Annotated in this window: 27 protein-coding genes; 12 read left to right on the top strand and 15 right to left on the bottom strand. The window is 73.5% G+C overall.

Annotated features, from left to right (window positions below):
* Positions 1-140 precede the first annotated feature (140 nt).
* The gene (locus ACIP93_RS09045; RefSeq protein WP_345229088.1) at positions 141-362 is read left to right on the top strand and encodes a hypothetical protein; all 222 of its coding nucleotides are present in this window, start codon (positions 141-143) and stop codon (positions 360-362) included.
* Here ACIP93_RS09045 and ACIP93_RS09040 read toward each other — a convergent pair.
* Complete coding sequence (locus ACIP93_RS09040; RefSeq protein WP_401756966.1) at positions 359-1,741, bottom strand: DUF2637 domain-containing protein; 1,383 nt, start codon at positions 1,739-1,741, stop codon at positions 359-361. The two genes, ACIP93_RS09045 and ACIP93_RS09040, sit on opposite strands and share 4 nt — an antisense overlap.
* Positions 1,742-2,103: 362 nt before the next feature.
* Here ACIP93_RS09040 and ACIP93_RS09035 point away from each other — a divergent pair, with 362 nt between their 5' ends.
* Entirely contained in the window at positions 2,104-2,667 is a 564-nt protein-coding gene (locus ACIP93_RS09035) for a type 1 glutamine amidotransferase domain-containing protein (RefSeq protein WP_401756964.1), read from the top strand.
* Positions 2,664-3,203 (top strand): DUF5709 domain-containing protein, encoded by a 540-nt coding sequence (locus tag ACIP93_RS09030; protein WP_345229084.1) that lies wholly within the window; start codon positions 2,664-2,666, stop codon positions 3,201-3,203. The genes ACIP93_RS09035 and ACIP93_RS09030 overlap by 4 nt, the downstream gene beginning before the upstream one ends.
* A 62-nt stretch (positions 3,204-3,265) precedes the next feature.
* Here ACIP93_RS09030 and ACIP93_RS09025 read toward each other — a convergent pair whose 3' ends face one another.
* Together ACIP93_RS09025 and ACIP93_RS09020 are read right to left on the bottom strand one after the other, a co-directional pair.
* Positions 3,266-4,147, bottom strand: coding sequence for a cytochrome c oxidase assembly protein (locus ACIP93_RS09025; protein ID WP_401756962.1), 882 nt, complete (start codon positions 4,145-4,147; stop codon positions 3,266-3,268).
* The gene (locus ACIP93_RS09020; protein WP_401756960.1) at positions 4,144-4,623 is read right to left on the bottom strand and encodes a DUF2243 domain-containing protein; all 480 of its coding nucleotides are present in this window, start codon (positions 4,621-4,623) and stop codon (positions 4,144-4,146) included. Before ACIP93_RS09020 ends, ACIP93_RS09025 begins: the two co-directional genes overlap by 4 nt.
* A 121-nt stretch (positions 4,624-4,744) precedes the next feature.
* On the opposite strand from ACIP93_RS09020, the gene ACIP93_RS09015 reads away from it, so the two are divergent.
* Positions 4,745-5,290, top strand: a complete 546-nt coding sequence (locus ACIP93_RS09015) for a hypothetical protein (protein ID WP_401756958.1) — start codon at positions 4,745-4,747, stop codon at positions 5,288-5,290.
* On the top strand, positions 5,287-5,988 hold the full coding sequence (locus ACIP93_RS09010) for a phosphodiesterase (RefSeq protein WP_401756957.1): 702 nt from the start codon (positions 5,287-5,289) through the stop codon (positions 5,986-5,988). Before ACIP93_RS09015 ends, ACIP93_RS09010 begins: the two co-directional genes overlap by 4 nt.
* Before the next feature lie 39 nt (positions 5,989-6,027).
* Here the strand turns inward: ACIP93_RS09010 and ACIP93_RS09005 are convergent, their stop codons facing one another.
* From ACIP93_RS09005 to ACIP93_RS08990, 4 genes are all read right to left on the bottom strand, one after another.
* A complete protein-coding gene (locus tag ACIP93_RS09005; RefSeq protein ID WP_401756955.1) occupies positions 6,028-6,618 on the bottom strand; it encodes a DUF1360 domain-containing protein in 591 nt (196 codons plus the stop codon).
* Between the two features lie 62 nt (positions 6,619-6,680).
* Complete coding sequence (locus ACIP93_RS09000) at positions 6,681-7,421, bottom strand: GAF and ANTAR domain-containing protein (protein ID WP_345229077.1); 741 nt, start codon at positions 7,419-7,421, stop codon at positions 6,681-6,683.
* A 751-nt stretch (positions 7,422-8,172) separates the two neighbouring features.
* Positions 8,173-8,904, bottom strand: coding sequence for a DUF3558 family protein (locus ACIP93_RS08995; RefSeq protein WP_401756953.1), 732 nt, complete (start codon positions 8,902-8,904; stop codon positions 8,173-8,175).
* 84 nt (positions 8,905-8,988) lie between these two features.
* Entirely contained in the window at positions 8,989-9,864 is an 876-nt protein-coding gene (locus ACIP93_RS08990; protein WP_401756951.1) for a DUF3558 domain-containing protein, read from the bottom strand.
* 179 nt (positions 9,865-10,043) lie between these two features.
* Here ACIP93_RS08990 and ACIP93_RS08985 point away from each other — a divergent pair, with 179 nt between their 5' ends.
* Both ACIP93_RS08985 and ACIP93_RS08980 read left to right on the top strand, forming a co-directional pair.
* Entirely contained in the window at positions 10,044-11,237 is a 1,194-nt protein-coding gene (locus ACIP93_RS08985; RefSeq protein WP_401756949.1) for an RtcB family protein, read from the top strand.
* A gap of 96 nt (positions 11,238-11,333) precedes the next feature.
* Entirely contained in the window at positions 11,334-12,176 is an 843-nt protein-coding gene (locus ACIP93_RS08980; protein WP_401756947.1) for a pentapeptide repeat-containing protein, read from the top strand.
* A 395-nt stretch (positions 12,177-12,571) separates the two neighbouring features.
* Here ACIP93_RS08980 and ACIP93_RS08975 read toward each other — a convergent pair whose 3' ends face one another.
* Positions 12,572-13,330, bottom strand: coding sequence for an SDR family NAD(P)-dependent oxidoreductase (locus ACIP93_RS08975; RefSeq protein WP_345229072.1), 759 nt, complete (start codon positions 13,328-13,330; stop codon positions 12,572-12,574).
* A gap of 55 nt (positions 13,331-13,385) precedes the next feature.
* On the bottom strand, positions 13,386-13,721 hold the full coding sequence (locus ACIP93_RS08970; RefSeq protein ID WP_345229071.1) for a YnfA family protein: 336 nt from the start codon (positions 13,719-13,721) through the stop codon (positions 13,386-13,388).
* Positions 13,722-13,787: 66 nt separating this feature from the next.
* Here ACIP93_RS08970 and ACIP93_RS08965 point away from each other — a divergent pair, with 66 nt between their 5' ends.
* Positions 13,788-14,393, top strand: a complete 606-nt coding sequence (locus ACIP93_RS08965) for a hypothetical protein (RefSeq protein ID WP_401756945.1) — start codon at positions 13,788-13,790, stop codon at positions 14,391-14,393.
* Here the strand turns inward: ACIP93_RS08965 and ACIP93_RS08960 are convergent.
* The 3 genes from ACIP93_RS08960 to ACIP93_RS08950 all read right to left on the bottom strand — a co-directional run bounded on the left by ACIP93_RS08960 (position 14,384) and on the right by ACIP93_RS08950 (position 18,790).
* On the bottom strand, positions 14,384-15,925 hold the full coding sequence (locus ACIP93_RS08960; protein WP_401756944.1) for an FAD-dependent monooxygenase: 1,542 nt from the start codon (positions 15,923-15,925) through the stop codon (positions 14,384-14,386). The genes ACIP93_RS08965 and ACIP93_RS08960 overlap by 10 nt on opposite strands.
* A 104-nt stretch (positions 15,926-16,029) precedes the next feature.
* The gene (locus ACIP93_RS08955) at positions 16,030-16,752 is read right to left on the bottom strand and encodes a Mut7-C RNAse domain-containing protein (RefSeq protein WP_345229068.1); all 723 of its coding nucleotides are present in this window, start codon (positions 16,750-16,752) and stop codon (positions 16,030-16,032) included.
* A gap of 103 nt (positions 16,753-16,855) precedes the next feature.
* Positions 16,856-18,790 carry a hypothetical protein gene (locus tag ACIP93_RS08950; protein ID WP_401756941.1) on the bottom strand — a complete coding sequence of 645 codons (1,935 nt, stop codon included), beginning with the start codon at positions 18,788-18,790 and terminating at the stop codon, positions 16,856-16,858.
* Positions 18,791-19,083: 293 nt separating this feature from the next.
* Between ACIP93_RS08950 and ACIP93_RS08945 the strand changes: the two genes are divergently transcribed.
* Positions 19,084-19,449: a VOC family protein gene (locus ACIP93_RS08945; RefSeq protein WP_345229066.1), complete on the top strand. Its 366-nt coding sequence runs from the start codon at positions 19,084-19,086 to the stop codon at positions 19,447-19,449.
* A gap of 25 nt (positions 19,450-19,474) precedes the next feature.
* On the opposite strand, the gene ACIP93_RS08940 is transcribed toward ACIP93_RS08945, so the two are convergent.
* From ACIP93_RS08940 to ACIP93_RS08930, 3 genes are all read right to left on the bottom strand, one after another.
* A complete protein-coding gene (locus ACIP93_RS08940; protein WP_345229065.1) occupies positions 19,475-20,581 on the bottom strand; it encodes a magnesium and cobalt transport protein CorA in 1,107 nt (368 codons plus the stop codon).
* Positions 20,582-20,664: 83 nt separating this feature from the next.
* On the bottom strand, positions 20,665-20,853 hold the full coding sequence (locus ACIP93_RS08935) for a hypothetical protein (protein WP_345229064.1): 189 nt from the start codon (positions 20,851-20,853) through the stop codon (positions 20,665-20,667).
* Between the two features lie 183 nt (positions 20,854-21,036).
* Entirely contained in the window at positions 21,037-21,810 is a 774-nt protein-coding gene (locus ACIP93_RS08930; RefSeq protein WP_401756939.1) for a hypothetical protein, read from the bottom strand.
* Positions 21,811-21,983: 173 nt separating this feature from the next.
* On the opposite strand from ACIP93_RS08930, the gene hemL reads away from it, so the two are divergent.
* From hemL to ACIP93_RS08915, 3 genes are all read left to right on the top strand, one after another.
* Entirely contained in the window at positions 21,984-23,291 is a 1,308-nt protein-coding gene (hemL, locus tag ACIP93_RS08925) for a glutamate-1-semialdehyde 2,1-aminomutase (protein WP_345229063.1), read from the top strand.
* A complete protein-coding gene (locus tag ACIP93_RS08920; RefSeq protein WP_345229062.1) occupies positions 23,288-23,983 on the top strand; it encodes a histidine phosphatase family protein in 696 nt (231 codons plus the stop codon). The genes hemL and ACIP93_RS08920 overlap by 4 nt, the downstream gene beginning before the upstream one ends.
* Before the next feature lie 215 nt (positions 23,984-24,198).
* Positions 24,199-25,479: a hypothetical protein gene (locus ACIP93_RS08915; protein WP_345229061.1), complete on the top strand. Its 1,281-nt coding sequence runs from the start codon at positions 24,199-24,201 to the stop codon at positions 25,477-25,479.
* Positions 25,480-25,550: the final 71 nt, after the last annotated feature.

Genomic DNA, 25,550 nt, shown 5'->3' with positions numbered 1-25,550 from the left:
GAGGGGCCGTCCCCCAAGGGGGGCGCCCCGCCCAACGGGGAGGGGCGGGCCGTGTGCTGCATCTTTCGGGGGAGGGCGGGCGCGGGGGTTCCACCCCGGGCAGGATGACGCGGGCCGTCCCCGCCGCCGACGCTGGACCCATGAAGAACGAACTGCTCGCCATCATCGGCTGGGTCGTCGGCATCCAAGGCGCACTCGGCTTCATCGGCCGCACCTGGTTCGACAGGGACTGGGGCCTGCTGCACCTCTGGTTCACCCCGCCCAGCGCCCTCTACCTCGCGATGGCGCTCGTCGGCATCCCCCTCGGCGTCGCCGCCGACCTCGCCCGCAAGAAGCAGAAGGCCGCCCGGTACCGCGCCTAGGGCGTGTGCTCGTCCAGTTCGAGCTGGTACTGCTCCACGTACCGCTTCGCGTACATCTCCAGGTCCTCGACCGGCAGCTCCTGCCCGTACAGGTCGAAGAGGTACGAGCCGAACTGCAGCGGCGTCGGGAACGCCCCGTTCTCGATCGCGCACTTGCGGAAGGCCGCGTAGTACGCGTCGTCGTCCAGGACGAAGTCCTCCTCGGCGCCGGGGCCGTTCGCCGCGAAGTCCGGCCCGAACTCGGCGTCGTAGTCCGGGTCGTACCCGCCGAGCGGCCGGCTGCGGCCCGGTCCGGCGGGCACCGTCACCGGTGTCGCTCCCGCGGGGTCGTACTCACCCGCGTAGTGCTCCTGCTGCGCGGGCACCGGCGCCGCGAACCACGGGCTCGGGTGGGTCGGCGGCTGCTCATCGGGGGCGGGGGAGGCCGGGACGGTTTCGCCGGCGGGGACGGTCCGGTCGGCCGGGTCGGCCTGGTCGGTCGGGGTGGCCGGGTCGGGGACGGCCCGGGCGGCGGCCGTCGGAGCGGGGCCGGTGCCGGTGGGGTCCTCCCGTACGTCAGCCCCGTCCTTCGTCAGCCGTACCCGGTCGCCCTCGGCTATCGGGCCGGGTTCGCTCCGCGCCTCCCGCGCCGCGGGCAGCGCCGGGGTCTGCGCCTGGGCCGCCGTCTCCGGGGCCGGCGGCAGCAGCACCGGCTCGATGCCCGCCGCGGCCAGGCCCGCCGGGCCCGTGTCCGACAGCGGGACGCCGTACTTCGCCAGGCGCAGCGGCATCAGCGACTCGACCGGCGCCTTGCGCTTCCAGGAGCGCCCGAACCGGGCCTGGAGGCGGGCCTGGTAGATCAGCCGGTCCTGCTCCAGCTTGATGACCTGCTCGTAACTCCGCAGCTCCCACAGCTTCATCCGCCGCCACAGCCGGAACGTCGGCAACGGCGACAGCAGCCAGCGCGTCAGCCGCACGCCCTCCATGTGCTTGTCGGCGGTGATGTCCGCGATCCGGCCCACCGCGTGGCGGGCCGCCTCGACCGACACCACGAACAGCACCGGAATGACCGCGTGCATGCCGACGCCCAGCGGGTCCGGCCACGACGCCGCGCCGTTGAACGCGATCGTCGCCGCCGTCAGCAGCCACGCGGTCTGCCGCAGCAGCGGGAACGGAATCCGCATCCAGGTCAGCAGCAGGTCCAGCGCGAGCAGCACGCAGATGCCCGCGTCGATCCCGATCGGGAAGACCAGGGAGAAGTTCCCGAAGCCCTTCTCCTCGGCGAGCTCGCGCACCGCCGCGTACGAACCGGCGAAACCGATCCCCGCGATGATCACCGCGCCGGCGACCACCACACCGATCAGTATTCGGTGCGTGCGTGTCAGCTGCATCGCCGCCACCTGCGAACCCCTTCCGTGCGTCCCCGCGAGGTCTGTACCTTCCGTGCCTGGCGGCCACAGCCTGGCACACGCTCCCGGGGCACAGCAGCCTCAGGGAGGGGCAAGTATGGGCAAAAGTCGCTTATTCGGGCTCATCTGTAGTCAAGTTGTGGCTGCTGGGCACGGTGTCGTAGACGGGAGCGACGGTGGCGTCGGCGGCCGTCCGTGCGGGGGCGGCCCTGGTCCCGCCGTGGAGCCGGCGCGGTCCCCCGGCTCCGCGAACCCGCCCGCGTCAACACGCATCTTTGGGTGCAAATCGGTTAAACGTTCGTTCTAAGAGGCGGGCGGCCCCCGCGCCCGTCGGTGAAGGACAAGGAGTCTCCATGCGCATCGCATTCCTCGTGGCCACCGAAGGCATCGAGCAGATCGAGCTGACCGAGCCCTGGGCGGCGGTGGGCGCCGCCGGCGGCACCCCCGTCCTCGTCTCGACCGAGCAGGGCGAGGTGCAGGCCTTCCACCACCTCGACAAGGGCGACACCTTCCCGGTGGACCAGGTGGTCGGGGACGCGAAGGCGGAGGAGTTCGACGGACTCGTGCTGCCGGGCGGCGTCGCCAACCCCGACGCGCTGCGGATGGACGAGAAGGCCGTCGCCTTCGTGAAGGCGTTCTTCGACGCGGGCAAGCCGGTCGCCGCCATCTGCCACGCCCCGTGGTCCCTGATCGAGGCCGACGTGCTGCGCGGCCGCACGCTCACCTCCTGGCCCAGCCTGCGCACCGACATCACCAACGCGGGCGGCACCTGGGTGGACGAGCAGGTCAAGGTCTGCACCGGCGGCCCCAACACGCTGATCACCAGCCGCAAGCCGGACGACCTCAAGGCGTTCTGCGAAACCCTGGTCGGCGAGTTCGGCAAGAGCGCCGACGAGGACGGGAAGGACCGGGCATGAGCGACACGGCACGCGGGGACGACGTCTACCAGCCCGACGGCGGCAACGAGGAGCAGGAGGACGCGGCCCCGCTGGACCTCCAGGACGCGATCGGCGAGCGGACGTACGACGACATGCTCGACGAGGGGTACTCGCCCCCCGAGAAGCCCCTCGGCGTGAACAAGACCGGCACCACCGCCGCCGAGCAGCACGAGGGCGAGTCCCTCGACGAGCGGCTGAGCCAGGAGGTGCCGGACGTGGGCGAGCGCCCGGCCGACGAGGGCCGGGACGGCATCGGCGACCTGCCCGGCGGCGAGGGCGAACCGCTCGACCCGGAGACGGGCGCCGACCGGGCAGGACGGCTGGTCGCCCCGGACGAAGGGGCCCACCCGGACGTGACCAAGGACCTCGTCGCTTCCGACGCGGGCATCGACGGCGGCGCCGCCGGGGCCGAGGAAGCCGCCGTCCACGTGGTCGACGAGGCGGACCTGCCTCCCGTGGACGCCCCCGCGGATCTCGACGCGGACGCCACCGGAGAACCCGGCTCGGAGCGCTGAGCGCCCCGACCGCCCCGCCGGGCGCCCGGTCCCGCACGGCACCGGGCCCTCGGCCTCCCGGCTCAGCGCGCGGCGCTGCGAGCGGACGCGGACCCGGACGCCCTCGGACGGCCCGGACCCCCGGCCGGCGTGAGCGCCCCGGCGGACGGGCCCCCCGCCTCCGCGCGCCGGGCCCCCGCCCTCGCCCGGCGGCCCGCGGCCGCGTACCAGGAGGCGGCCACCACGACGGCCAGCGCCGCCTCCACCGCGTCGCCCCCGTAGTACATGAGCTGCGCGCCCGCGTGCAGATCGGCCGGGGCGAACGCGGTGCCGGGCGGCGGCGCGGCGTACAGGGTCTTGGCCAGTACGGCGTGCGCGGTGCCCGCCGCCAGCAGCGTCGCCCCGCGCAGCACCGGGTGCCACCGGCGGCGCACCGGATCGAGCTGGCAGACGGCCGCCGTGAACAGCACCCCCGCCGCCAGCACGTGGGCGTACAGCAGGGCGTGCAGCCACGGCCGGTGGCTCGCGGCGGCGAACAGCCCCGTGCGGTACAGCAGCCACAGCCCGCCCAGGTCCAGCAGGGCCGCGACCGGCGGGAAGACCGGCACGCCCACGAAACGCGAGTGCAGTACGGACAGCAGCCCCCGGCGCGCCGCGCCGGGCGGCAGGACGCGCAGGGCCAGCGTCAGGGGGCGGGCCAGGACCAGCAGCAGCGGAGCCACCATGCCGACGGCCAGGTGCTGGGCCATGTGCGCGGTGAACGGCCCGCCCGGCGGGCCCCCGGCCGCGGCCCAGGCCACCGCCCCGCTCCCGGCGGCGAACGACGCGTCCCGCACCCGGGGCCAGGCGTCCCCGCGCCGCCGCAGCCGGGCCGACGCCAGCAGGTACGCGAGCGCCGCCGCCCCGGCGAGCAGCAGGGCGACCGCCGGCGGGAGCTGCCCGGCGTGGCCGTGCCCGGGGTTCACGACGCCGGTCCGCGCCGACCGCGCCGGCCCGCCCGTACGGCCAGGGCCGTGCCGGTCAGCAGCAGCACCGCACCGGCGGCGTTCCACGCCCAGTCGTACGGGGTGACGTCGACGCCGTAACGGATCTGGTGCAGGCGCAGCAGCTTGTGGTCCACGATCCCGTCGAAGAGCTGGAAGGCCCCCAGCCCGAGGACGAACCCGGCCAGGCAGGACGCCGGGTACCGGGCGCGGCGGCGGCGCAGGTCGGCGTACAGGAAGAACCCGGTGACCAGCGCCAGCAGTTCGGCGGTGTGCAGCAGACCGTCGGACAGCAGGCCGACGCCGGGGGTGGAGCGGTCGTAGAAGTGGTGCCAGCCGAGGAGCTGGTGGAAGACGATCTCGTCGACCGCCGCCATCACCCCCGTCCCGATCACCGCCCCCACCAGCAGGGACCTGCGTGCGGGGGATGACGACTGCGGGGGGAACGAGGTGCTCATCGGACTGCCTTCCTGACGGGAACGCGCGGCGCGGACGAAGGACCCCGTCCCGGGACGGGGAGGGCGGACCGGGGGCGCAGGCCCAGGACTCAACACGCCGCTACCGGGTACCCGCCGGGGCATGATCAAGCGTGCACTGTGGCAGGGAATGATCGCCGGAACCGTGGGAGGACTCGCGATGACCCTCGGTGAGAAGGCCGAACAGGCCGTCACCGGCCGGCCCGACTCGTACGTGCCCGCACGGGTCCTCCAGCGCCTCACCGGCCTGCCCGAACACCCCGGGAAGCAGCCGCTGCCCGTCAACTGGGCCATGCACTTCGGCCAGGCCGCCCTGCTGGGCGTCCTGCGCTCGGTCATGGCCCAGTCGGGTCTGCGCGGCCCCGCGGCCTCCGCGAAGTTCGCCGTGGTGCGCCTGACCAACGACCAGATCCTGGAGAACGCGACCGGTGTGGGCGCCCCGCCGACCACCTGGCCCCGCCGGGAACTCGCCGTCGACCTGCTGCACAAGGGCGTCTACGCCTTCGTGACCGGCGTCGTCGCCGACGCCCTCGCCGCACGCGGCGGCCCCGGCCCCGGGCAGCGCCACGCCGCGCTGCGCCCCGGCCGCCACAGCGGCGTGGGACCTGTGCCGCGCGAGGAGGCCCACGGGCGGAAGGCCGCCGGATGACCGCCCTGGAGCGCGCCGCCTTCCGTACGGCGCGGACCGCCGCCCGCCGCCGGGGCCTCAGGCCCGCCCTGCACCCCAGCGGGGTGCTGCTCTCGGGCCGCGTCGCGGTTTCCGGCCGCGGCCCCTCCTGGGGCGTGCCGTGGCTGGACGCGCCGGGCTCCTACGAGGTGACCGCGCGCTGGTCCCGGGCGGCCGGGCTGCCGCGCCCGCTGCCGGACGGAACGGGGCTCGCCCTGCGCGTGCGGGACGCCGGCGGGCCGGGCCGCCCGCTGGACCTGCTGCTCACCGGCAGCGGCCGGGGCCGGTGGACGCGCCATGTGCCCCTGCCCCGCACGTCGGCCACGGCGGGCCCGTACAGCACGCTGCTGTCGTACGAGGTCGGCGGGCGGCGCGGGGTGCTGGCCGCGTTCCCGGCGCCCGGAGCGCCGCCGGTGCCCGCCGAGCCCGGTGCGGTGGCCGACGTCCTCACCCGGCGGACCGTCGAGTTCGTGCTCTGCTTCGGGGCGGGCACGGCCTGGCGCCCGCTGGCCCGGCTGACCCTGGACGGGACCGCCCCCGACGGCCGGCCGCAGGACCAGGCGTACGACCCGTACCTGAACGCGCTGCCCGGCTTCGGCCCGGGGGAGCGCCTGCGGGCGCTGCGCACCGCCGCCTACGCCGGATCGAGAGCGGGCCGGGGCGCGCAGCCCCCGGCCTGAGCTGCGGGAAGGGGCGCTCAGGCGGGGGCGTCCCGGGCGCTACTCGGTGTTCTTCTGCAGCAGGCAGTCGTAGCCGAGCTGCAAGGTGTCGGCCACCGCCAGCGCGGTCAGGGACGCCGTCACGGTCCGCGTGGCCCGCGGCCACAGCGACTGGGCGCCGGTGAAGGTGGTCGTCACCCAGACGCCGAGGCAGAACGGGCACGTGATCAGCTCGCCCACCGTCGACCTGACGGAGCCGCCGCGCGGGCTCTCGTTCACCTCGGCGGGCCCCGTCGCCTCCTCGAAACGCGTGAACGGCGCCCGCAGCGGGCTCGTGACGGTCCCCTTGCCGATCAGCCGGCTCAGCCGGAACGCGGCGGCCCCCGTCAGCAGTACGTCCCAGGGCCCGGGGCGGCCGGCGGGCTTCACTCCGCGCAGGTGGGCCGCCACGCCCCAGGCGGCCGCGTACGCGCCGAACGCGACGACGGCGCCGAGGTGTCCGCCCAGCGCGCGGTCCTCGTGCGGCGAGTAGGCCCTGCTCACCCGGCGCAGGGCCGCGCCGACGCGGCGCGTGGGGGACGAGGGGAGGTGCGGGTCGTGCCGCGCGGACGCATCGTGGTGGTGCGGGTCGTGCTGAGCGGGCGAGGGCATCGCGGAGATCTCCATCGAGGGTGTCGGAGTTTCGTCGTGCGAGGGGGTCCGGCGCCCCGGCGTCACAGGCCGGGGGGTTTGAGTTCGGGCGGGTCGTGGGCGGGCCGGCCGGTGACTCTCACGATGAGGTCGGCGCACAGGTCCCGGAGTTTGACGTTGCGGTTCTGGGAGGCGGAGCGCAGGATCGCGAAGGCCTCGGCGCTGGTGCAGCGCTGCTGGGCCATGAGGATGCCGATCGCCTGGTCGATGACGGCGCGGTGCTGGACGGCCTTGCGCAGGTCGTCGGTGAACTGCTGGGAACGGGCCGTCCGCCGGGCCAGGGCGATGGCTCCGGTGGCCTGCCCGGCGAGTTCCCGCAGGGCGGTCAGGTCGGCCGTGTCGAAGCCGTCGGCCTCGGGCGAGTACAGGTTCAGCGCCCCGGCGGTGTCGCTGTGCGGGGCGACGGGGAAGGACGCGGAGGACCGGGTGCCCGCGGCGACCGCGTGGGCGGGGTACGGGCCCCAGCGGGTCTCCTCCAGCGTGTCGCGTACGTGCACCTCCTCGCCCGAGCGCAGGGCCTGCAGGCAGGGCCCGGTGTCCAGGCCGTACTGCTTCTCGTCGAGGGCGCAGGCGCTGGTGCCCGCGCTGGTCACGGTCAGCGGGTGGCCGTGCCGCTCCAGGGTGATTCCACAGCCGTCGGCGGCCGGGGCGTGCCGCAGCGCCGCCTCCGCCAGTCCGTGCAGCAGCCCCTCCAGCGTGTCGGTGGCCAGCAGCAGGTCGACCATGGTGGGTTCGGGCAGGGGCCCGGGGTACGAGGGGCTCATCGGAATCCGTTCCGCGTGGTCCGTGGCATGTGCGGTGGGGCAGGAAGCGAGCGGACCGCGTCGGCGGGACGAGTCTCCCGCTCGCGCGCCGTCAAACCCCTCGCTGCCTCCCACGCCTCCTGCGGAACTGTGTTCCCCTCCCGGACCGGCCGTCATGGGCGGGCCCTGCGCCTGTCCCGCGCAGGAGGAACCCGCTCGCTGGGGCGTTCGCCGTACGCGAGCCGGGCCGCCGTGCGGGCGTCCGGGTGGGGAATGAGCATGGGCCTTGGCCTTTCCGTGCCGAGCCGCCCCTCGCGGTGCGCGCGAGGGGCGGCGGGAAGGGACCGTGACCGGCGGGCATCGGGGACCGTGGCTCCTGGCCGAACCCGGCTCCTCCCAGTCTCCGGCCCGTGCTCGCGGGGTGCCACTCGGCGCGCGGACGACAGCGGACGGACCGCCGTCCGGCACGCCGGAAACCCGGGCTCACGCGGTCGCGCGCGCCGGCGCATTCGGTGCCGGAGGGGGTGCGGGCACGGAGCGCCCGTATTCAGTACCGGTGTGGCACCCGCCGCGGAACATATTCATTTGACGCATCGTCAGGAATGGGGCGGGTCCGCTCGGGACGGCACGTCCTGACCGCCGCCGTCCTTCTCGTTCTCGTTCTCGTCGCGGAGCACGCCCGGCACGGCCGGAGCGGTCCCTCCCGGAGCGGTCCCGTCGACGGCAAGGCTCGGGAGGCCCCTCCCTCCGGAAGGGGCCTCCCCGCCTGGCCCTACTTGTTCGCCGCGGCGACCGACGCCACGACCTCCTTCGTCGCCGTCTGCGCGCCCTTCAGCAGGTCCGCCGGGTCCGGCGCCTTCGTGCCGGCGTAACCCGCGCCGTTGTAGTCCAGCGTCACGACCACGTTGCCGGTGCGGGCGACCACCACCGCGTGGTTGAAGTCCGTGCCGGCCTCGCGCGCGCCATAACCGATCGTCGAGGCCTGGTCGCCGATGCCCTCGGCCGGGTTGGCGCGCACGTCCTTCACGCCCTCCTTGCCCTGCACCTTGTTGACCTGCTTGGTCACGTACTCGGTGGCACGCTTCTCACCGCTGCCCAGCGCCTGATTCGACTCGAAGAGCTGGAGCGAGTACGTCAGGTAGTGGTACTGCGAACCCTTGACGCCCTTGTCGTCCAGACCGCCCCACGAGCAGCCCCGCCGCGACTGCGGGTCCGAGGACTCGTCGGCCGTGCCCTCCGCCTTGTCGGCCTTCGGCACCAGGCCCTCGACCGTGTCCTTCTTGAGCGCCTTGCACGCGTCCGGCAGCGCCGCGAACTTCGCCGCGGCCACGGTCGGCGGCGCCGACGGCTTCTTCTGCTGCTGCTGCGCGCCCGCGTCCTTCTTCCCGCCGTCCGAACCGGAACCAGAACCGGAGTCCGACGAACAGCCGGCCACGACGAGCAGTGCCGGGACGGCCACCGCGCAGGTCAGTATGCGGGCGATACGGGGAGCTTTTCGGTACATGGTTCGTGGAGTTCCTTAACTTCGGATCGCTGCGGGTTCCGATTGCTGTGACTGACGTGTTCTCTGTGAGGGACCGCTGTTCGTTTATTCGCCGCTGTCGGAGAACTGCTCGGCGAGCTTACGGGCCATGGCCTGCGCCCGGTCCTGGAGCGCCCGGCCGTCCGGAAGCTGGTCGGGCCGGCCCGGCTGCTCGCCGTACGTGACGCTCACGAGCACGTTGGACGTACGGAAGACGATCGAGACCGTACGGTCCTTGGCCGCCGTCGACCCGCCCGGCGCGCGCACGTCGTCGAGGAAGGCGGCGTCCCCGAGCCCTTCGAGGGTACGTGGCTGGAGGGACGCCGCATCGGGAGCGCCCGGCGAACCGGAGGCCCCGGCGGAATCCGCGGGCGGCGTCACCGGCGCCGTCGGCGAGGCCGGCGGGGCGCTCGACGCGGGCGGCGGGTCCACCGGCGCGGGGAGATCGGCGGCCGTCAACTGCTCGCGGTACACGGCCTGGGCGCGGTCGTCGTCGCTCACCGCGGCGTCGTAGGACACCACCCGCTCGAAGTCCACCGTCAGCAGGTGGGTGGCCTCCGGCGACTCCGCCTTCCAGCGGCAGCCGACCCTGCGGTCCGTGTCGTACGTCACCGCCGGCTCGCCCGCGAACAGCTTCCGCTGCTGCTCCTCGGGCAGCTTCTCCGCGCCGGGCAGCATCGCCCTCAGCACACCCCGGTCGACGATCCGGCAGGGCTCGGGGAGCGTGCGGTACTTGCCGGGGGGTGCGGCCGGGGCGGCGGACTCGCCGGACTTGGCGTCACCCGCGGTGTCCGTCCCCGGATCGGCGCCGGAACATCCGCTGACCCCGGCGGCCAGGGCCGCGAGGAGCGCGATGCCGGGCACGGAGACCTTCGCGCGAGCCCTGCCGGCGGCCCTGCCGCCCGCCGTGACGCCCGCTTGCCCGCCCGCCTGTCGTGGCACAGTCCAGGCCCCCTTCGAAGGAAAAGTGTTTGCCGCCCTGCGGTGGCCGATGACCACAATGTGTATCGCACGCACTGGTGTGGACGCCGGTCCGCTGTCCCGTTCGCGGCCGTTCCCACCCTTTTTTGCGCTCTGCCACCTTTTCTGCCTTTCTTACGGTTCCGGGGGATCGAGAAGTCATGTCGTACGTAGAAGTGCCGGGAGCGAAGGTCCCGATCCGGATGTGGACCGACCCGACGACGGTCGAGGAGGGCGCGATGCAGCAGCTCCGCAACGTCGCCGCGCTCCCCTGGATCAAGGGCCTCGCGGTCATGCCGGACGTCCACTACGGCAAGGGCGCGACGGTGGGCTCGGTGATCGCGATGCGGGGCGCGGTGTGCCCGGCGGCGGTGGGGGTCGACATCGGCTGCGGCATGTCCGCCGTGCGGACGTCACTGACGGCGAACGACCTGCCCGGTGACCTGTCCCGCCTCCGCTCCAAGATCGAACAGGCCGTCCCGGTGGGCCGCGGCATGCACGACGACCCGGTCGACCCCGGGCGGCTGCACGGGTTCCCGACGGCGGGGTGGCACGACTTCTGGAAGAGGTTCGAGACGGTCGCCGATTCGGTCAAATTCCGTCAGGGACGTGCCGAAAAGCAGATGGGAACGCTCGGATCCGGAAATCACTTCGCAGAAGTCTGTATCGACCAGTCGGGTTCGGTCTGGCTCATGCTGCACTCCGGTTCCCGGAACATCGGCAAGGAACTGGCCGACCACCACATCGGGCAGGCCCGGAAGCTCCCGCACAACCAGGGCCTGGTCGACCGTGACCTGGCGGTCTTCATCGCCGACACCCCGCAGATGGCGGCGTACCGCAACGACCTCTTCTGGGCGCAGGAGTACGCGAAGTACAACCGGGCCGTCATGATGAGCCTTCTCCAGGACGTGGTCCGGAAGGAGTTCAAGAAGGCCGGGGTGAGCTTCGAGCCGGTGATCTCCTGTCACCACAACTACGTCTCCGAGGAGCGCTACGACGGGATGGACCTCCTGGTCACCCGGAAGGGCGCGATCCGGGCCGGGTCCGGGGAGTTCGGGATCATCCCGGGCTCGATGGGCACGGGTTCGTACATCGTGAAGGGGCTCGGCAACGCGGCCTCCTTCAACTCCGCCTCGCACGGCGCCGGCCGCCGGATGAGCCGGAGTGCGGCCAAGCGGCGCTTCTCCGTCAAGGACCTGGCGGAGCAGACGCAGGGCGTGGAGTGCCGGAAGGACTCCGGGGTGGTGGATGAGATCCCGGGCGCGTACAAGCCGATCGAGAAGGTCATCGACCAGCAGCGGGACCTGGTGGAGGTCGTCGCGAAGCTGAAGCAGGTCGTCTGCGTCAAGGGATGACCGGCGGGGCCCCCGTTCCCGGCGTGGGACGGGGGTTCTGGCTATGGTGCCGGGGTTCGTCCGTACCGCCGTAGCCGCACCCGTGGAGTTCCGCACATGTCCGAGATGACGTCCGACCTGCGTTCCGATTGCGGGAGCTGCTTCGGGTTGTGCTGTGTGGCGTTGACGTTGACGAAGTCGTCGGACTTCGCGATCGACAAGCCCGCCGGGAAGCCGTGCCCGAATCTCGGGGAGGACTTCGGATGCGGAATCCACGCGAAGCTGCGGGGCGAGGGGTTCCCCGGGTGCACGGTCTACGACTGTTTCGGCGCGGGCCAGAAGCTGTCGCAGGTCACCTTCGACGGGGTGGGGTGGCGGGAGGAGCCCGGGAGCGCGGAGCTGATGTTTCCGCTGCTGCCGGTGATGAAGCAGTTGCACGAGCTGCTCTGGTACGTGGGGGACGGGCTGCGGCGGGACGCGGCGCGGCCGGTGTGGGGGGAGCTGCGGGCCCTGCGGGAGGAGACCGAGGCGCTGACGCGGGGGAGCGCGGAGGAACTGGTCGCGCTCGACGCGGAGGGGCATCGGCTGAAGGTGAACGCGGTGCTGGTGCAGGTGAGTGAGCTGGTGCGGGGGGAGTGGGCGGGGCGGGTGCCGCCGGCGAGGAAGAAGGGGAAGAAGCGGCGGGTGGATTTCCGGGGGGCGGACCTGATGGGGGCGCGCCGGGCCGGGGCGGATCTGCGGGGGATGAACTTCCGGGGGGCGTATCTGATCGCGGCCGATCTGAGCGGGGCGGATCTGCGGGGGGCGGACGTGATCGGGGCGGACTTCCGGGACGCGGATGTGCGGGGGGCGGATCTGAGCGAGGCGCTCTTCTTGACGCAGACGCAGGTGAATGCGGGGAGGGGGGACGGGGGGACGGGACTGCCGGGGGCGCTGCGGAGGCCGGAGCACTGGGGGTAGGGGTGGCTCTCCCGGGGGCGGGGGACTGCGCCCCCTCACACCCCCGCACGTTTCCCACCAGGCGGTGCCCCTTCAGGGGCGCGGGGAACTGCGCGACCAGCCACGACGCTCCTGCACGGAACCGTGCACCTGGCCGCGCGGCGAGCGCTTTAGGTGGAGGGGCGGGTCCGGGGCCTCTCTGCCCGAGCCGGGCGGGGCTGACGCGTCCGGTACGGGCTGGGGTCTCGACCTTGGCGGGGTCGCGCGTCCGGCACAGGCGCTGACGCGAGGGGCGGCACCCGGGCGGGCCGGGAGCGGGAGGGGCCGCCCCCTTGCCCGCCCGTCCCGCCCCCTTGGGGCGGCCCCGTCGCCCAAGGGGGCGGAGGGGGCAGGGCGACCACGTTGCCCGAGGGGGATCAGAGGGTGCGGTGGATTTTTGTGTTGGAGGCCTGGGCCCGGGGACGCACCACCAGCAGGTCGATGTTGACGTGGCTCGGGCGGGACACCGCCCACGCGATGGTCTCGGCGACATCGGACGCCGTGAGCGGATCCGCCACCCCCGCGTAGACCTTCGCCGCCCGCTCCGCGTCCCCCTCGAAACGCGTCAGCGCGAACTCCTCCGTCTTGACCATCCCGGGAGCGATCTCGACGACCCGGACCGGCGTGCCGACGATCTCCAGGCGCAGCGTCTCCGCCAGGACGTGCGCGCCGTGCTTGGCGGCCACGTAACCGCCGCCGCCCTCGTACGTCCCGTGGCCCGCCGTCGAGGAGAGGATTACGACCGTGCCGTCGCCGGACGCGGTCAGGGCGGGCAGCAGGGCCTGCGTGAGGTTGAGGGTGCCGAGGACGTTCGTCTCGTACATCTGGCGCCAGTCGGCCGGGTCCGAGGTGGCGACCGGGTCCGCGCCGAGTGCGCCGCCCGCGTTGTTGACGAGTACGGCGATCGTCTTGAAGGCGGTGGCGAACTCGTCCACGGCCGCGCGGTCGGTGACGTCCAGGGCGTACGGCATCGCCTGGTGGCCGGCTGCGGTGAGCTCCTCCGCGAGGGCCTCGATGCGGTCCTTGCGGCGGGCCGTGAGGACCACCCGGTAACCGGCCTCGGCCAGTTGCCGGGCCGTGGCCGCGCCGATTCCGCTGCTCGCTCCGGTGACGACGGCGATGGGGGCGCTGGGCATGCGGGGACTCCTCGGGCGTACGGACGGGTGGGTACGCGTACGAGGATAGGCCGGGTCAGCGGCCCCTCGGGGCGTACATGATCAAGGCCATGCCCAGCAGGCAGACCAGCGCGCCGACCACGTCCCAGCGGTCGGGGCGGTAGCCGTCGGCGACCATGCCCCAGGCGATCGACCCGGCGACGAAGACGCCGCCGTACGCGGCGAGGATGCGGCCGAAGTCGCCGTCGGACTGGAGGGTCGCGACGAAGCCGTACAGGCCGAGGGCCACGACGCCCGCGCCGATCCAGATCCAGCCCCTGTGCTCGCGGACGCCCTGCCAGACCAGCCAGGCGCCTCCGATCTCGAAGAGCGCGGCGACGGCGAAGAGTGCTGCTGAGCGGGCGACGAGCATGGTCATAAGGGTGGCATGGGCGCGGGGCGGGAGCGGTTCCCGGGAGGAGGGGGTACGTAGGGGGCCATGACAACTGTGTGGCGCAAGGGACTGGTGTGGGGGCTGGCGGGGCTCGGGGTGCTGACAGGCAGCGGGGTGGCCGCCGCGCACGCGAGGGAACCTGCCCCCGCGCAGGCCACGGGCGCAAGCGACCCGGCCCTCGGCCGACCCGCCCGCGCGGGCGACCCGGGACCCCAGCACCCCGCCGACGCCGACGGCAGTGCCAACGCCGACGCCGACGAAGTGGACCTCGCGCATCACGGGCGGGTCGTGTACCAGCGCGGGCAGCTCACCGTGCACCTGCGGACGTGGAACCACGGCCCGTCGAGCCTCGACTCGGCAACCGTGCGGCTGTCCTTCTCGGCGCCGGTCACCGGGAAGCTCCCCGGCACCTGCGCGCGGCAGGCCCCCGCGGTGCTGCACTGCGAGACCGGGGCCCTGCGCGCGGGCGCGGCCGCCTCCCGGGGCCTGGACCTGGCCCTGCGCGTGCCGGGGGCGCCGGACGAGGTCTGGGTCGACGTCCGGACGACCCGGCTGGGGCGGTCCGCCGCTCCCACGACACGGGACCTGAACCCGGCGAACGACCACCAGCGCGTGCTGGCCCTGGCCACGGGCGACCCGTACTACTTCTGAGGGGAGTCCGGGCGGGAGTTCCCACCGGAGGCCCGGCGTTCGGCCGCCGCCCGCCGCCGCTGCCGTGCGCTCGGCTCGTACGCCGCCCACGCCGCGTATCCGTCCGGGCGCACCAGCAGGGACGAGCCCCGGGCCCAGTGCGCGCGGACCGTGTGCGGGGGCACCGCGAGCGGAAGGGGACCGTCCGCGGAGGCGACCAGGACGTGTTCGCCCTTGCGCAGGAGTTCGTACAGGCGGCCCTCGACCAGGGTCAGGTCGGGGACCCGGCGGCCGACGAGGGGGTGTTCGCCGCGGCCCGAGCCGTACGAGATGCCGATGCCCGAGATGATCCGCATCGCCCGGCCGGCCAGGGGCGGCACGCTTCCCGCGAGCCGGGTGGCGAGGGTCCGGCCCGCCCGGCTCAGCGGGTTGCCGGACAGGGCGACCCGCACCATGGCCCCGCTGACCCGCAGCACCATGGCCCCCACCGGATGGCGTTCCTCGTGGTAGGTGTCGAGGAGTTCGTCCTCGGCCCGGCCGCGCAGCACCGCCGCCAGCTTCCAGGAGAGGTTCGCGGCGTCCTGGATGCCGGTGTTCATGCCCATGCCGCCCGCCGGGGAGTGCACGTGCGCGGCGTCGCCGACGAGGAAGACCCGGCCCACCCGGTAGGAGGGGACCTGGCGTTCGTCGCTGTGGAAACGGGTGAGGAAGCGGGGGTCGTGCAGGCCGTGGTCGACGCCGAGGGCGGTGCGGGCGATCTCCTGGATCTCGGAGAGCTCCACCGGGCTCGACGGGTCCGCCGGCTCCGTCCGCGCCGCCTCCCGGCTGCGGGACCAGCCCATCACCCGGTGGTAGCCGTCCCCGAACGGCACCATGAAGGCGAACGCGTCGCCCTTGCCGCCCACGGTCAGGACCGCCTCGGGCTCCTCGTCGAGGCGCACGTCGGCGAGGATCATCGAGGCGATGACCGACTCGCCGGGGAAGGGCAGGCCCAGCGATTCCCGTACCCGGCTGCGCACGCCGTCCGCCCCCACCAGGTAGGGGGCGGTGAGGTCGGAGACAGCGCCCTCGGCGGTGCGCAGGCGGGCGGTGACGCCGGTGGTGTGCGTCTCGACGGCGGTCAGTTCGGTGTCGTAGCGGAAGTCGACCCCGGCGGCCAGCGCCCGCCGTTCCAGGACGCGTTCCACCTCGTACTGCGGAGTGATCTGCACGAAGGGGAAGCGCGAGCGGAGACGCGAGAGGTCCAGGGCCCGGGAGCCGAAGAGGTTGAACTCGGTGACCTGGCGGCCGGTCTTCAGGAGGTCGTCGGCCAGTCCCCGCGCGTCGAGGACTTCGAGCGTGCGCGCGTGCACGGCGAAGGCGCGGGTGAGGTTCCCGGCGGTGTGCGCGCGGCGTTCGACCAGGGTGACCTTCAGGTTCGCGGCGGCGAGGTCGCCCGCGAGCAGGAGGCCGGCGGGGCCCGCGCCGACGACGATCACGTCGGGGGCCGCGTGGCGGGCGGCCGGGCCGGGGGCGGAGGGAACGGGGTCCGGAGCGTCCTTGGGGGTCGGCATGTCCGCACCCTCCCCGCCGGACGCGGGGCGTACACCGGGGGCGCGCACATCGCGGGCGGCGGCCTGTTCGCGCCGCCCGGGCCCCCACCCCCGAAAGGGGGGGCTCAGCCGAATTCGGCCACGGCCGCTTCGACGACCTCGGCCAGGCGCGCGTGGTGCGCCCCGCGCCAGTACGGGCGCTCGCACGCCGTGCACTGCGCGAAGACGTCGTACGAACGCTCCGTGCCGCCCTCCAGCAGTCCCGCCACCGACTCCTTCGTGGCCTCCTTCAGCTCGCCGTTGCAGGCGGTGCAGCGCGTCCACGGCGCGAGGGGCGGCGCGAAGCGGCCCAGCACGTCGCGCAGTTGCTCCTCGGGCCGGTCGCTGTAGACGTACGCGCCCGCCCACAGCTCGCGCCGCCGCAGCAGGCCCCGGTCCCGGGACAGCAGGACGCGCTGCTCGCGGGCGGAGCAGGTGGCCAGCGCCGGGTCTCCGATGTCCTCGCTGAAGTACGCGGCGTCGACGCCCAGCAGGCGCATGCGGCGGGCCAGGGTGCCCAGGTGCACGTCCAGCAGGAACCGCAGGGGCGCGCCGGGGACCCGCTGCGGCCGGGTCACCGCCGCCACCTCGATCCGCTCGCCCTCCCGGGGCACGTGCCCCGCGGTGACGACGGCCCCGTCCACGGACAGCGTCCCCGCCTCGGTGAGGGGCACGCCGAGCGACTCGACGACGTGCCCGAGGCTGGAGACGCCGTCGGTCTCGGTCTCGGTGCGTCCGGCGCGGCGGTCGGCGGCGATGAAGAGGTTCAGCTCGGGGGCGAACGCGATGTGTACCCGGGGTCCATTCACGCGCCCCACAATGCCACCGGCCGCGCCGGGAGTTGCCGGAATTTCCCCGCCCGGGACACCGGGTCCGCGCCGGGAGCGGGTCCCCGCCCCCGATGCGCCCGCCTCACCGCACCGGATCGTCCAGGAACGGGAAGTCCCATCGGTGCGCCTCCGCGTACGTCCAGCCGATCCGCTCCGGTGACAGGTTGGCCCGCTCGGCGGCCGGCCGCCGGGCCTTCAGCTCGCGGAGGAACCGCTCGCCGGTCCCCGGCCGCACGAACACGTTCAGCCAGTACGCCCCGCCGAACGGCAGCCCCGCCGAGTACGTCCACTTCTCCTTCCTGACGTGGTCGACGACCGTGCGCGAGGAGGCCGTCCCGAACCAGTTCCTGTCCTCGTCCGGCCCCCCGGCCGGCACGACGACCGCCGCGCCGTGCTGCGCGAACACCTCGCGCGGGATGCCCCCGGGGTCCGCCCGGTACGGGTCGGCGAGCCCGCCCAGGTCGACGGCCTGCTGGTGCTCGTTGAGCGCGTACGGGAGGACGCCCGCGTCGCCCGTGCCCACCAGGCCCCTGACGGTGGGGTCCCGGGCCATGAGCCGCCCCAGCTCCTCGTGCGCCTCGCGCAGGTGGAAGCGGTACGTCATGCCGCCGACCAGCGACTCCAGCGGAATCGCCGACACCGCGAGCATGAGCCCGGCCGACCCGGCTGCCAGCAGCGGCGTCGCCGTCCGCCCCCACAGCACCAGGGCCGCCACGACCGCGGCGGACCCGCCGACGACGACCGCCGTCGGGTCGACGCCCGGCATCCCCTGGAAGTGCAGCACCGCGACCCCGGTCAGCCCGAGCGCCGGCGCGGCCCACTTCGGGGCGGCTCCGTCGGTGGCCCTGGCTCCGCCCGGCAGCCTGCGCCCCTTCAGCGGGCGGCACAGCAGCACGAGGGCGACCGGGGCGGTGAGCTGCCAGAAGAAGCGGTTGCCGACGTCCATGTGCAGGGCCGACAGCGGATAGAAGACCAGCGCGATGCCGCAGGTCAGCGCGGCCGGCACGACCGGCGTCAGGTCCTGGAGCGGCAGCGGGCCGCGCCCGCCCGCCCGCGGCCCCGGCCCGCGGGCGGCCCGCGCCCCGCCGTCCTGTTCGCGGCAGCGGCGGGCGTCCGCGCGCCGCCACAGGAACGCGCACAGCACCGCGCCGCCGGCCAGCGTCCCGAGGACCGGCAGGACCGGGTGGACGAGCTGCCGCACGACGCCGGACGCGTCCACGGACCCGGAGGTCACCAGGTACGTGTGGGGCAGCAGGCGCCCGAACCACCAGGCGCGCAGCGCCCAGTAGCCCGCCAGCCCGCCCGCGACGGCGAACGCGCCGCGCACCTCGCGCCGGTCCCCGCGGTTGGCCAGCGCCGCCCAGGCGACGGCCGCGAACGCGTACGCCATGCCCTCGGGGCGGGACAGCGCGACCAGGACGGCGGCGGTCCGGCCGAGCGCGCCGAGCCTTCCGCGCCGGTACAGGACGCCGTACAGCAGCGCGATGAAGAGGGCGAAGCTGCCGCTCTCCAGGCCGTGGAAGAAGTGCGAGACGAACACCGGGTTGGCGGCCATCACCGCCACCAGGACGACCCGCTGGTGACGCGGCACGTCCCGCAGCACGGCCGCGACCGCGACTCCGCCGCACAGCAGCAGCAGGCCGAACGCCTTGAAGAACGCCTCCACCGGCCAGCCGGCGACGGCGGGGACGATCGAGAGTGCCGCGTACAGCGGGTTGGTGTACGCCTCCACGCGCGGCAGTCCGGAGCCCGCCACGACCGGGTTCCAGTCCCACACCCCGCTCCCGGCGAAGGACTTGCCGTACCGCCAGCTGATGAAGGCGTCGTCGACGGTGAGGCGGCAGAGCCAGAACGCCAGCCAGCCCATGAGTCCGGTCAGACCGGCCAGCGAGACGAGGAACAGGGCGCGGGCCGCCCGGACGGGGACGCGGGGCAGCCGCACCCCGGACGGGCCGACGCCGGACGGCTCGTCTCCGGGGCTGCGCCGGAGGGCGGACGGCAGGTCGAGGACGGTCACGGGGCCGCCTTCCGGGTGAGGCGCGGGGGACAGGGCCCGCCCCCACGGGCGGCCGGGCCGGCCGAGGGGAAGGGACAGCCCCTGATCCAAGCGGCCGTTCACCCCTGCGGGCGGGACATCGCGTCCCGTTGACCCGGAATCACCCGCTCGGCAGCGTGACCCGCCGCCGGACGATCCGGAATCACCTGCCCGGCAGCGTGACCCCTCGCCGGAACGGGAACGCGTATCCCCGACGCACCGCTGACGCACCTCTGACGCACGTGCGCGGCACACCCGATCCGTGAGGAGTTCCGATGCCCATCGCCACCTACGCCCTCGTCGCCATCGACTGCCCGGACCCGCGCGCGCTGGCGGACTTCTACCGCGAGGTCCTGGGCGGCGAGGTCAAGCAGAACGACGACGACTGGTGGGACCTGTACGCCCCCGGCGGCCACCGCATCGCCTTCCAGCGGGCCGCCGACCTGACGCCCCCCGAGTGGCCGAGCGCCACCCGCAACTCCCAGCAGCTCCACCTGGACTTCGACGTCCCCGACCTGGACGAGGCCGAGGCCCGGGTCCTGGCCCTGGGCGCCCGGGCGCTGGACACCGAGGACCGGGACCGCGCCTTCCGGGTCTACGCCGACCCGGCGGGCCATCCGTTCTGCCTCTGCCGGGCCTGAGCCGCGCCGGTCCCGGCGCCCCGCCTCACAGCCAGCCGTTCCTGCGGAAGGCGCGGTGCACGGTGAAGCAGGCCGCGGCCATCACGGACAGGGCGAGCGGATAGCCGTACGTCCATTCCAGTTCCGGCATGTGCTCAAAGTTCATGCCGTACACACCGCAGCCCATGGTGGGTACGGCGACGATCGCCGCCCAGGCGGTGATCTTCCGCATGTCCTCGTTCTGGGCGACGGTCACCTGGGCCAGGTGCGCCTGGAGTATCGAGTCGAGCAGGGCGTCGTACGAGGAGAGCTGGTCGACGGTACGGGCCAGGTGGTCGGCGACGTCGCGGAAGTACGGCTGGAGCCCGGGTCCGACGGGCGGCAGCGGCTTGAGGGGGTCGGCGAGCGCGAGGAGCGGGCGGGCGAGGGGGGCCACCGCCCGCTTCAGCTCCAGGAGTTCGCGCTTGAGCTGGTAGATGTGGCCGGGGTCGACGCGTCCCGAGCCGGGGCTGAAGACGGTGGACTCGACCAGGTCGATGTCGTCCTGGACGGCGTCGGTGACCTGCTCGTACTCGTCGACGACGAAGTCCGCGAGGGCGTGCAGGACGGCCGCCGGGCCGAGCTTGAGCTGTTCCGGCACGTCTTCGAGGGCCTCGCGGATGGGTCCGAGCGAGCCGGAGCCGCCGTGCCGGACGGTGATGACGAAGTCGGGGCCCGCGAAGGCGATCAGCTCGCCGGTGTCCACGACCTCGCTGGTGGCGGTGAGCTGCTCGTGCTCGACGTAGCGGACGGTCTTGAAGACCGCGCAGAGCGTGTCGTCGTATCGCATCAGGCGCGGTCGGCGGTGCGGTCCCGCGGCGTCCTGGAGGGCGAGGGGGTGCAGGCCGAAGAGGGCGCCCAGCGCGTCGAGTTCGGAGGGTTCGGGTTCGTGCAGGCCGAGCCAGACGAAGGCCCTGCCGTCCCCCTTGCGGACCCGCTCCAGCGCCTCGGCGGCCGAGCAGTCGCGGGGGGTGCGCACCCCCTCCTCGAAGACCACGCAGTTCTCGACCGCGCTGCCCAGCGGGGAACGGGCGGGATGGCTGAGATCCACCGTCGCGCGGACCGCCCGGAGGCGTCGGCGGGCGGCACTGCGCAGGCGGTGCATGAGCGGCATGCCGGGGAGTCTGCCCCGCCCGCCGCCGTCCAGGCCAGTTCCTTGCCGAGCCTTGACCAGGGCCTGGCGGTGCGCAGTCGTGGCTACGCGGCCTTGACCAGGGCCTCACGCACCGCGGCGGCCCACTCCACGAGCAGCTCCTGGTAGCGCGCCTCGTCGGCTGCGGACAGCGCGCCGTCCGTGCGCGACCAGAGCGCACGGATCTCCGCGTTGACGGCGGCGGCGGAACGTACGGAACGCGCGGAACCAGGGCTCGAAGAAGTGGAGGACATGTGTACAAGCGTAGGGGCTGCCACTGACAGTCGTCGTTCCGGACGGCTGAGAATGGCCTGAAAATCCGCCGGGCGTACGCCGGAGTGCGTAACCGGGGGGCGGGACGCGAGTGGGATGCGGGCGGGGCGGGGGCGGAGGGCGGTCGGGGGCGCGGGTGGCGCGCGGTCGGCGGTGCGGGATTCCTACGGCCAGACCAGGCAGTACGCCTGGTGTCCCGCCTCGTGCAGCCGGTGCGAGAAGTCCTGCCACTCGTGCAGGAGCCGGTACACGTTGAACGCGTCGCTCGGGCCGCCCCGGTCGGGGACCGTCGACCAGATGAAGGCCGCCGCGCCCACCGACTCCTCGCCGACGCCGCGCAGCGGGTCGACCACGGTCATGGGGAGCTTCACCACGGCGTAGTCGGGATGCAGGACGACCAGTTCCAGCGGCGGGACCTTGTGCAGGGGTATGCCCTGGATGCCGGTGAGGACCATCGCGGCCATCGTCTCCGGCTTGATCTTGGTGAACATGCCGCCCATGCCCAGCTCGTCGCCGCCCAGCTCCTCCGGGCGCATAGAGATCGGCACGCGGGCGGCCGTCGCGCCGTTCGGGGCGCCGAAGTACTTGTAGGTCACCCCCACGCGGCCAACCCTGCTTCCCGTACCCGACGACTGAGGCCCAGCGCTCCATCCTGCCAGGGAATCGTGACCCGCCGGGGAGCCGTGCGCCAGGGCGTCGGCGCCGCGGGCGTCACCGCTGAGGGCGTCGAAGGCCCGGGGCTCCGCGCCGCGTGCGTCCAGGCTCCGGGCGTCGCCGCCGAGGGCGTCGGCGCTGCGGCCGTCGGCGACCGGGGCCGCGTCCGGGGCCTCGCCCGCCTCCGCACGTGCCGCACGTTCCCGTCGCCGGTGCCGTCCGCGCCGGGCCCGCTCGGGACCCAGGTCGTCGGTCCCCTCGCCCAGTCCGCCACCGCGATGCATATCTCTCACCCGACTGTGCTGTGTCAGCGCTTGTTGCCGTGTCCGGCCCACGGGCTCAGCCCCGGCCGCGCGGCCCGATCATCGTCTTGGTTTGGTGACCAGTGACCTCCCCAGCACCCGTGCGGTGAAACACCTGTCCGCAAGACCGGGCGGGCCTCTGACACCATTGCTGTGTGAGCCTCCCCTATGACGCCCCAGTTTCGCAGACGCTTTTCGACCGCGCGTCCCTCGTGACGCCCGGCGGCGTGAACTCCCCGGTACGGGCCTTCAAGGCCGTGGGCGGTACGCCCCGGTTCATGGTGTCCGGTACGGGTCCGTACCTCACCGACGCCGACGGCCGTGAGTACGTCGACCTCGTGTGCTCGTGGGGTCCGATGATCCTCGGGCACGCGCACCCGGAAGTCGTCGCCGCCGTCCAGGAAGCGGTCGCCCGCGGCACCTCCTTCGGCACGCCCGGCGAGGGCGAGGTCGCGCTCGCCGAGGAGATCGTCGCCCGCATCGCCCCCGTCGAGCAGGTGCGCCTGGTGTCCTCCGGCACCGAGGCGACCATGTCGGCCATCCGGCTCGCCCGTGGATTCACCGGGCGCGCGAAGGTGATCAAGTTCGCCGGCTGCTACCACGGGCACGTGGACGCGCTGCTCGCCGCCGCCGGTTCGGGCCTGGCCACGTTCGCGCTGCCGGACACCCCCGGGGTCACCGGCGCCCAGGCCGGCGACACGATCGTGCTCCCGTACAACGATCTGGACGCGGTCCGCGCCGCCTTCGCCGCGCACCCCGGCGAGATCGCCTGCGTGATCACCGAGGCCTCGCCCGGCAACATGGGCGTCGTCCCGCCGCACGAGGGCTTCAACGCCGGTCTGAAGGACGCCTGCGCCGAGAACGGCGCGCTCTACATCTCCGACGAGGTGATGACCGGCTTCCGTACGAGCAAGGCGGGCTGGTACGGCGTCGACGGCGTCGCGCCCGACCTGATGACCTTCGGCAAGGTCATGGGCGGCGGCTTCCCGGCCGCGGCCTTCGGCGGCCGCAAGGACGTCATGGAGCACCTCGCCCCGGTCGGCCCGGTCTACCAGGCGGGCACCCTGTCCGGCAACCCGGTCGCCACCGCCGCCGGTCTCGCGCAGCTGCGGCTGCTGGACGACGCGGCGTACGAGAAGGTCGACGCGGTCTCCGCCGAGCTCCAGGGCCTGTTCACCGAGGCGCTGACCAAGGAGGGCGTGGCGCACCGCCTCCAGACGGCGTCCAACATGTTCTCCGTCTTCTTCACCCCCGACCAGGTGCGCGACTACGACGACGCCCGCCGGCAGGAGTCCTTCCGCTTCACCGCGTTCTTCCACTCGATGCTGTCGCAGGGCGTCTACCTGCCGCCCTCGGCCTTCGAGTCGTACTTCGTCTCCACCGCCCACGACGAGCGGGCGATCGAGCGCGTCGCCGCCGCCCTGCCCGCCGCCGCCCGAGCCGCAGCAGAGGCCACCGCATGAGCAGCTCCACCAGCAGCAAGAGCGATCTCACCGTCGTCCACCTGATGCGGCACGGCGAGGTCCACAACCCCGACGGCGTCCTCTACGGCCGCCGCGCGGGCTACCACCTCTCCGAGCTGGGCAACAAGATGGCCGAGCGGGTCGCCGAGCACCTCGCGGACCGCGACATCACCCACGTCGTGGCCTCCCCGCTGGAGCGCGCCCAGGAGACGGCCGCGCCGATCGCGACCGCGCACGGCCTGGACCTGGCCACCGACGCCGCGCTGATCGAGGCGGGCAACGTCTTCGAGGGCAAGACCTTCGGCGTCGGCGACGGCGCGCTGCGCCGCCCGGCGAACTGGCGGCACCTCACCAACCCGTTCCGCCCGTCCTGGGGCGAGCCGTACGTCGAGCAGGTCGTACGGATGATGGGCGCCCTGAACGCGGCCCGCGACGCCGCGCGCGGCCACGAGGCGGTGTGCGTCAGCCACCAACTGCCGATCTGGATCGTGCGCAGTTTCGTGGAGCGCCGCCGGCTGTGGCACGACCCGCGCAAGCGGCAGTGCACGCTGGCCTCGCTGACCACGTTCACCTACCGGGGCGACAAGATCGTCTCGGTGGGTTACACGGAGCCCGCCCGGGACCTCGTGCCGGCGCACCTGCTGGCGGGGGCGAAGCCGGTCAAGGGCAAGGACAAGGCGTTCGGCGCCTGAGTCCGGAGCACGCGAAACCGGCCGGATGCGGACGTTCCGCGTCCGGCCGGTCGGGTAGCAGTCGCACGTACACGCGAACCGCACATGATCGCTTCGTGTCTTCACGAACACTCAGCGAATTATGTGCAATTTGCCGGAACCTGAGCGTTCGCCGGGCCCTCTCAGTACGTGTCCATCTGATGGGCCGAAGGCGCGACGAATGCGGATGGGGAGTTATGCGCGACATCACCCGAAGGGGACTGCTCGGAGCCGGTGCGGGAGCAGCGGCCGCGATAGGCCTCGCCGCCTGCAAGGGCGGCGACGGCGACGGCCCCGCGCCCGCGGGCAAGGGGCAGGGCACGGAGCGGCCCGGCAAGGGCGGCACTCCCGCGCCCACCGCGGAGGCGAAGCCGATCGGCGACGGCTCGACCGCCGACACCGGCAAGCAGCCCAACCAGCCCGACAAGCCGGTGCCGCTCCAGCCCGGCGAGGCCCCGCCGCAGTTCGTGATCTTCTCCTGGGACGGCGCCGGCGAGGTCGGCAACGGACTCTTCCCGCGCTTCCTGAAGCTCGCCGAGGAGCACGAAGCGGCGATGACCTTCTTCCTCTCCGGGCTCTACCTCCTGCCGGAGAGCAAGAAGAACCTCTACAAGCCCCCGAACAACCGCGTCGGCGCCTCCGACATCGGCTACCTCACCGACGAGCACATCAAGCAGACGCTCCAGTACGTGCGTCAGGCCTGGCTCGAGGGCCACGAGATAGGCACCCACTTCAACGGCCACTTCTGCACGGGCTCCGGCTCGGTCGCCAAGTGGACCCCCGCGCAGTGGGAGAGCGAGATCGACCAGGCCGTGAAGTTCGTCACCCAGTGGAAGACGAACACCGGCTGGAGCGACCTGGACCCGCTGCCCTTCGACTACTCGAAGGAACTGGTCGGCGGCCGCACCCCCTGCCTGCTCGGCCAGGACAACCTGCTGCCGGTCGCCAAGAAGCTGGGCTGGCGCTACGACGCCTCCTCGCCCGGCGGCCGCCAGATGTGGCCGGTCAAGCGGGGCGGCGTCTGGGACCTGCCGCTCCAGCAGGTGCCCTTCCCCGGCCGCGGCTTCGAGGTCCTCTCGATGGACTACAACATGCTGGCCAACCAGTCCAAGAACTCCACCAAGGGCCCCACCGCCCGCTACCCCGAGTGGAAGAAGCAGGCCACCGGCGCCTACATCAAGGGCTTCCAGCGCGCGCACTCCACCAACCGCGCCCCCTTCTACGTCGGCAACCACTTCGAGCAGTGGAACGGCGGCATCTACATGGACGCCGTCGAGGAGGCGATCAAGCACATCGCCGGCACGAAGGACACCCGGCTGGTCTCCTTCCGGCAGTACGTCGACTGGCTCGACGTGCAGGACCCGCAGGTCCTCGCCAAGCTGCGCACCCTGGAGGTCGGCCAGAAGCCCGCGGGCGGCTGGCAGGGCTTCCTGACGCCGGGCTCCAAGACCGCGCCGCCCACCCCGCCCGCGTCCTGAGAACGGCGCATGGCCCCTTATGTGCCCTTGACAAGGGGCTTTGCAGGCACGTAGGGGGGCGGGCAAGATCG

The organism is Streptomyces sp. NPDC088745, assembly GCF_044751045.1.
Lineage (GTDB): Bacteria > Actinomycetota > Actinomycetes > Streptomycetales > Streptomycetaceae > Streptomyces > Streptomyces cremeus.
Note: the sequence above shows the minus strand (reverse complement) of the source record. Positions and strands in the feature narration are given on the sequence as shown.

What these genes read in the sequence shown, in the direction of transcription:
- ACIP93_RS08960 (WP_401756944.1), bottom strand. Translation starts at nt 15,925, where the DNA reads ATGCCGACCCCCAAGGACGCTCCGGACCCCGTTCCCTCCGCCCCCGGC.
- ACIP93_RS08985 (WP_401756949.1), top strand. Translation starts at nt 10,044, where the DNA reads ATGTCGTACGTAGAAGTGCCGGGAGCGAAGGTCCCGATCCGGATGTGG.
- ACIP93_RS09030 (WP_345229084.1), top strand. Translation starts at nt 2,664, where the DNA reads ATGAGCGACACGGCACGCGGGGACGACGTCTACCAGCCCGACGGCGGC.
- ACIP93_RS08965 (WP_401756945.1), top strand. Translation starts at nt 13,788, where the DNA reads ATGACAACTGTGTGGCGCAAGGGACTGGTGTGGGGGCTGGCGGGGCTC.
- ACIP93_RS09015 (WP_401756958.1), top strand. Translation starts at nt 4,745, where the DNA reads ATGATCAAGCGTGCACTGTGGCAGGGAATGATCGCCGGAACCGTGGGA.
- ACIP93_RS09045 (WP_345229088.1), top strand. Translation starts at nt 141, where the DNA reads ATGAAGAACGAACTGCTCGCCATCATCGGCTGGGTCGTCGGCATCCAA.
- ACIP93_RS09035 (WP_401756964.1), top strand. Translation starts at nt 2,104, where the DNA reads ATGCGCATCGCATTCCTCGTGGCCACCGAAGGCATCGAGCAGATCGAG.
- ACIP93_RS08975 (WP_345229072.1), bottom strand. Translation starts at nt 13,330, where the DNA reads ATGCCCAGCGCCCCCATCGCCGTCGTCACCGGAGCGAGCAGCGGAATC.
- ACIP93_RS08920 (WP_345229062.1), top strand. Translation starts at nt 23,288, where the DNA reads ATGAGCAGCTCCACCAGCAGCAAGAGCGATCTCACCGTCGTCCACCTG.
- ACIP93_RS08935 (WP_345229064.1), bottom strand. Translation starts at nt 20,853, where the DNA reads ATGTCCTCCACTTCTTCGAGCCCTGGTTCCGCGCGTTCCGTACGTTCC.
- ACIP93_RS08915 (WP_345229061.1), top strand. Translation starts at nt 24,199, where the DNA reads ATGCGCGACATCACCCGAAGGGGACTGCTCGGAGCCGGTGCGGGAGCA.
- ACIP93_RS09010 (WP_401756957.1), top strand. Translation starts at nt 5,287, where the DNA reads ATGACCGCCCTGGAGCGCGCCGCCTTCCGTACGGCGCGGACCGCCGCC.
- ACIP93_RS09000 (WP_345229077.1), bottom strand. Translation starts at nt 7,421, where the DNA reads ATGAGCCCCTCGTACCCCGGGCCCCTGCCCGAACCCACCATGGTCGAC.
- ACIP93_RS08945 (WP_345229066.1), top strand. Translation starts at nt 19,084, where the DNA reads ATGCCCATCGCCACCTACGCCCTCGTCGCCATCGACTGCCCGGACCCG.
- ACIP93_RS08995 (WP_401756953.1), bottom strand. Translation starts at nt 8,904, where the DNA reads ATGTACCGAAAAGCTCCCCGTATCGCCCGCATACTGACCTGCGCGGTG.
- ACIP93_RS08970 (WP_345229071.1), bottom strand. Translation starts at nt 13,721, where the DNA reads ATGCTCGTCGCCCGCTCAGCAGCACTCTTCGCCGTCGCCGCGCTCTTC.
- ACIP93_RS09005 (WP_401756955.1), bottom strand. Translation starts at nt 6,618, where the DNA reads ATGCCCTCGCCCGCTCAGCACGACCCGCACCACCACGATGCGTCCGCG.
- ACIP93_RS08940 (WP_345229065.1), bottom strand. Translation starts at nt 20,581, where the DNA reads ATGCCGCTCATGCACCGCCTGCGCAGTGCCGCCCGCCGACGCCTCCGG.
- ACIP93_RS08980 (WP_401756947.1), top strand. Translation starts at nt 11,334, where the DNA reads ATGTCCGAGATGACGTCCGACCTGCGTTCCGATTGCGGGAGCTGCTTC.
- ACIP93_RS08930 (WP_401756939.1), bottom strand. Translation starts at nt 21,810, where the DNA reads ATGCATCGCGGTGGCGGACTGGGCGAGGGGACCGACGACCTGGGTCCC.
- ACIP93_RS09020 (WP_401756960.1), bottom strand. Translation starts at nt 4,623, where the DNA reads ATGAGCACCTCGTTCCCCCCGCAGTCGTCATCCCCCGCACGCAGGTCC.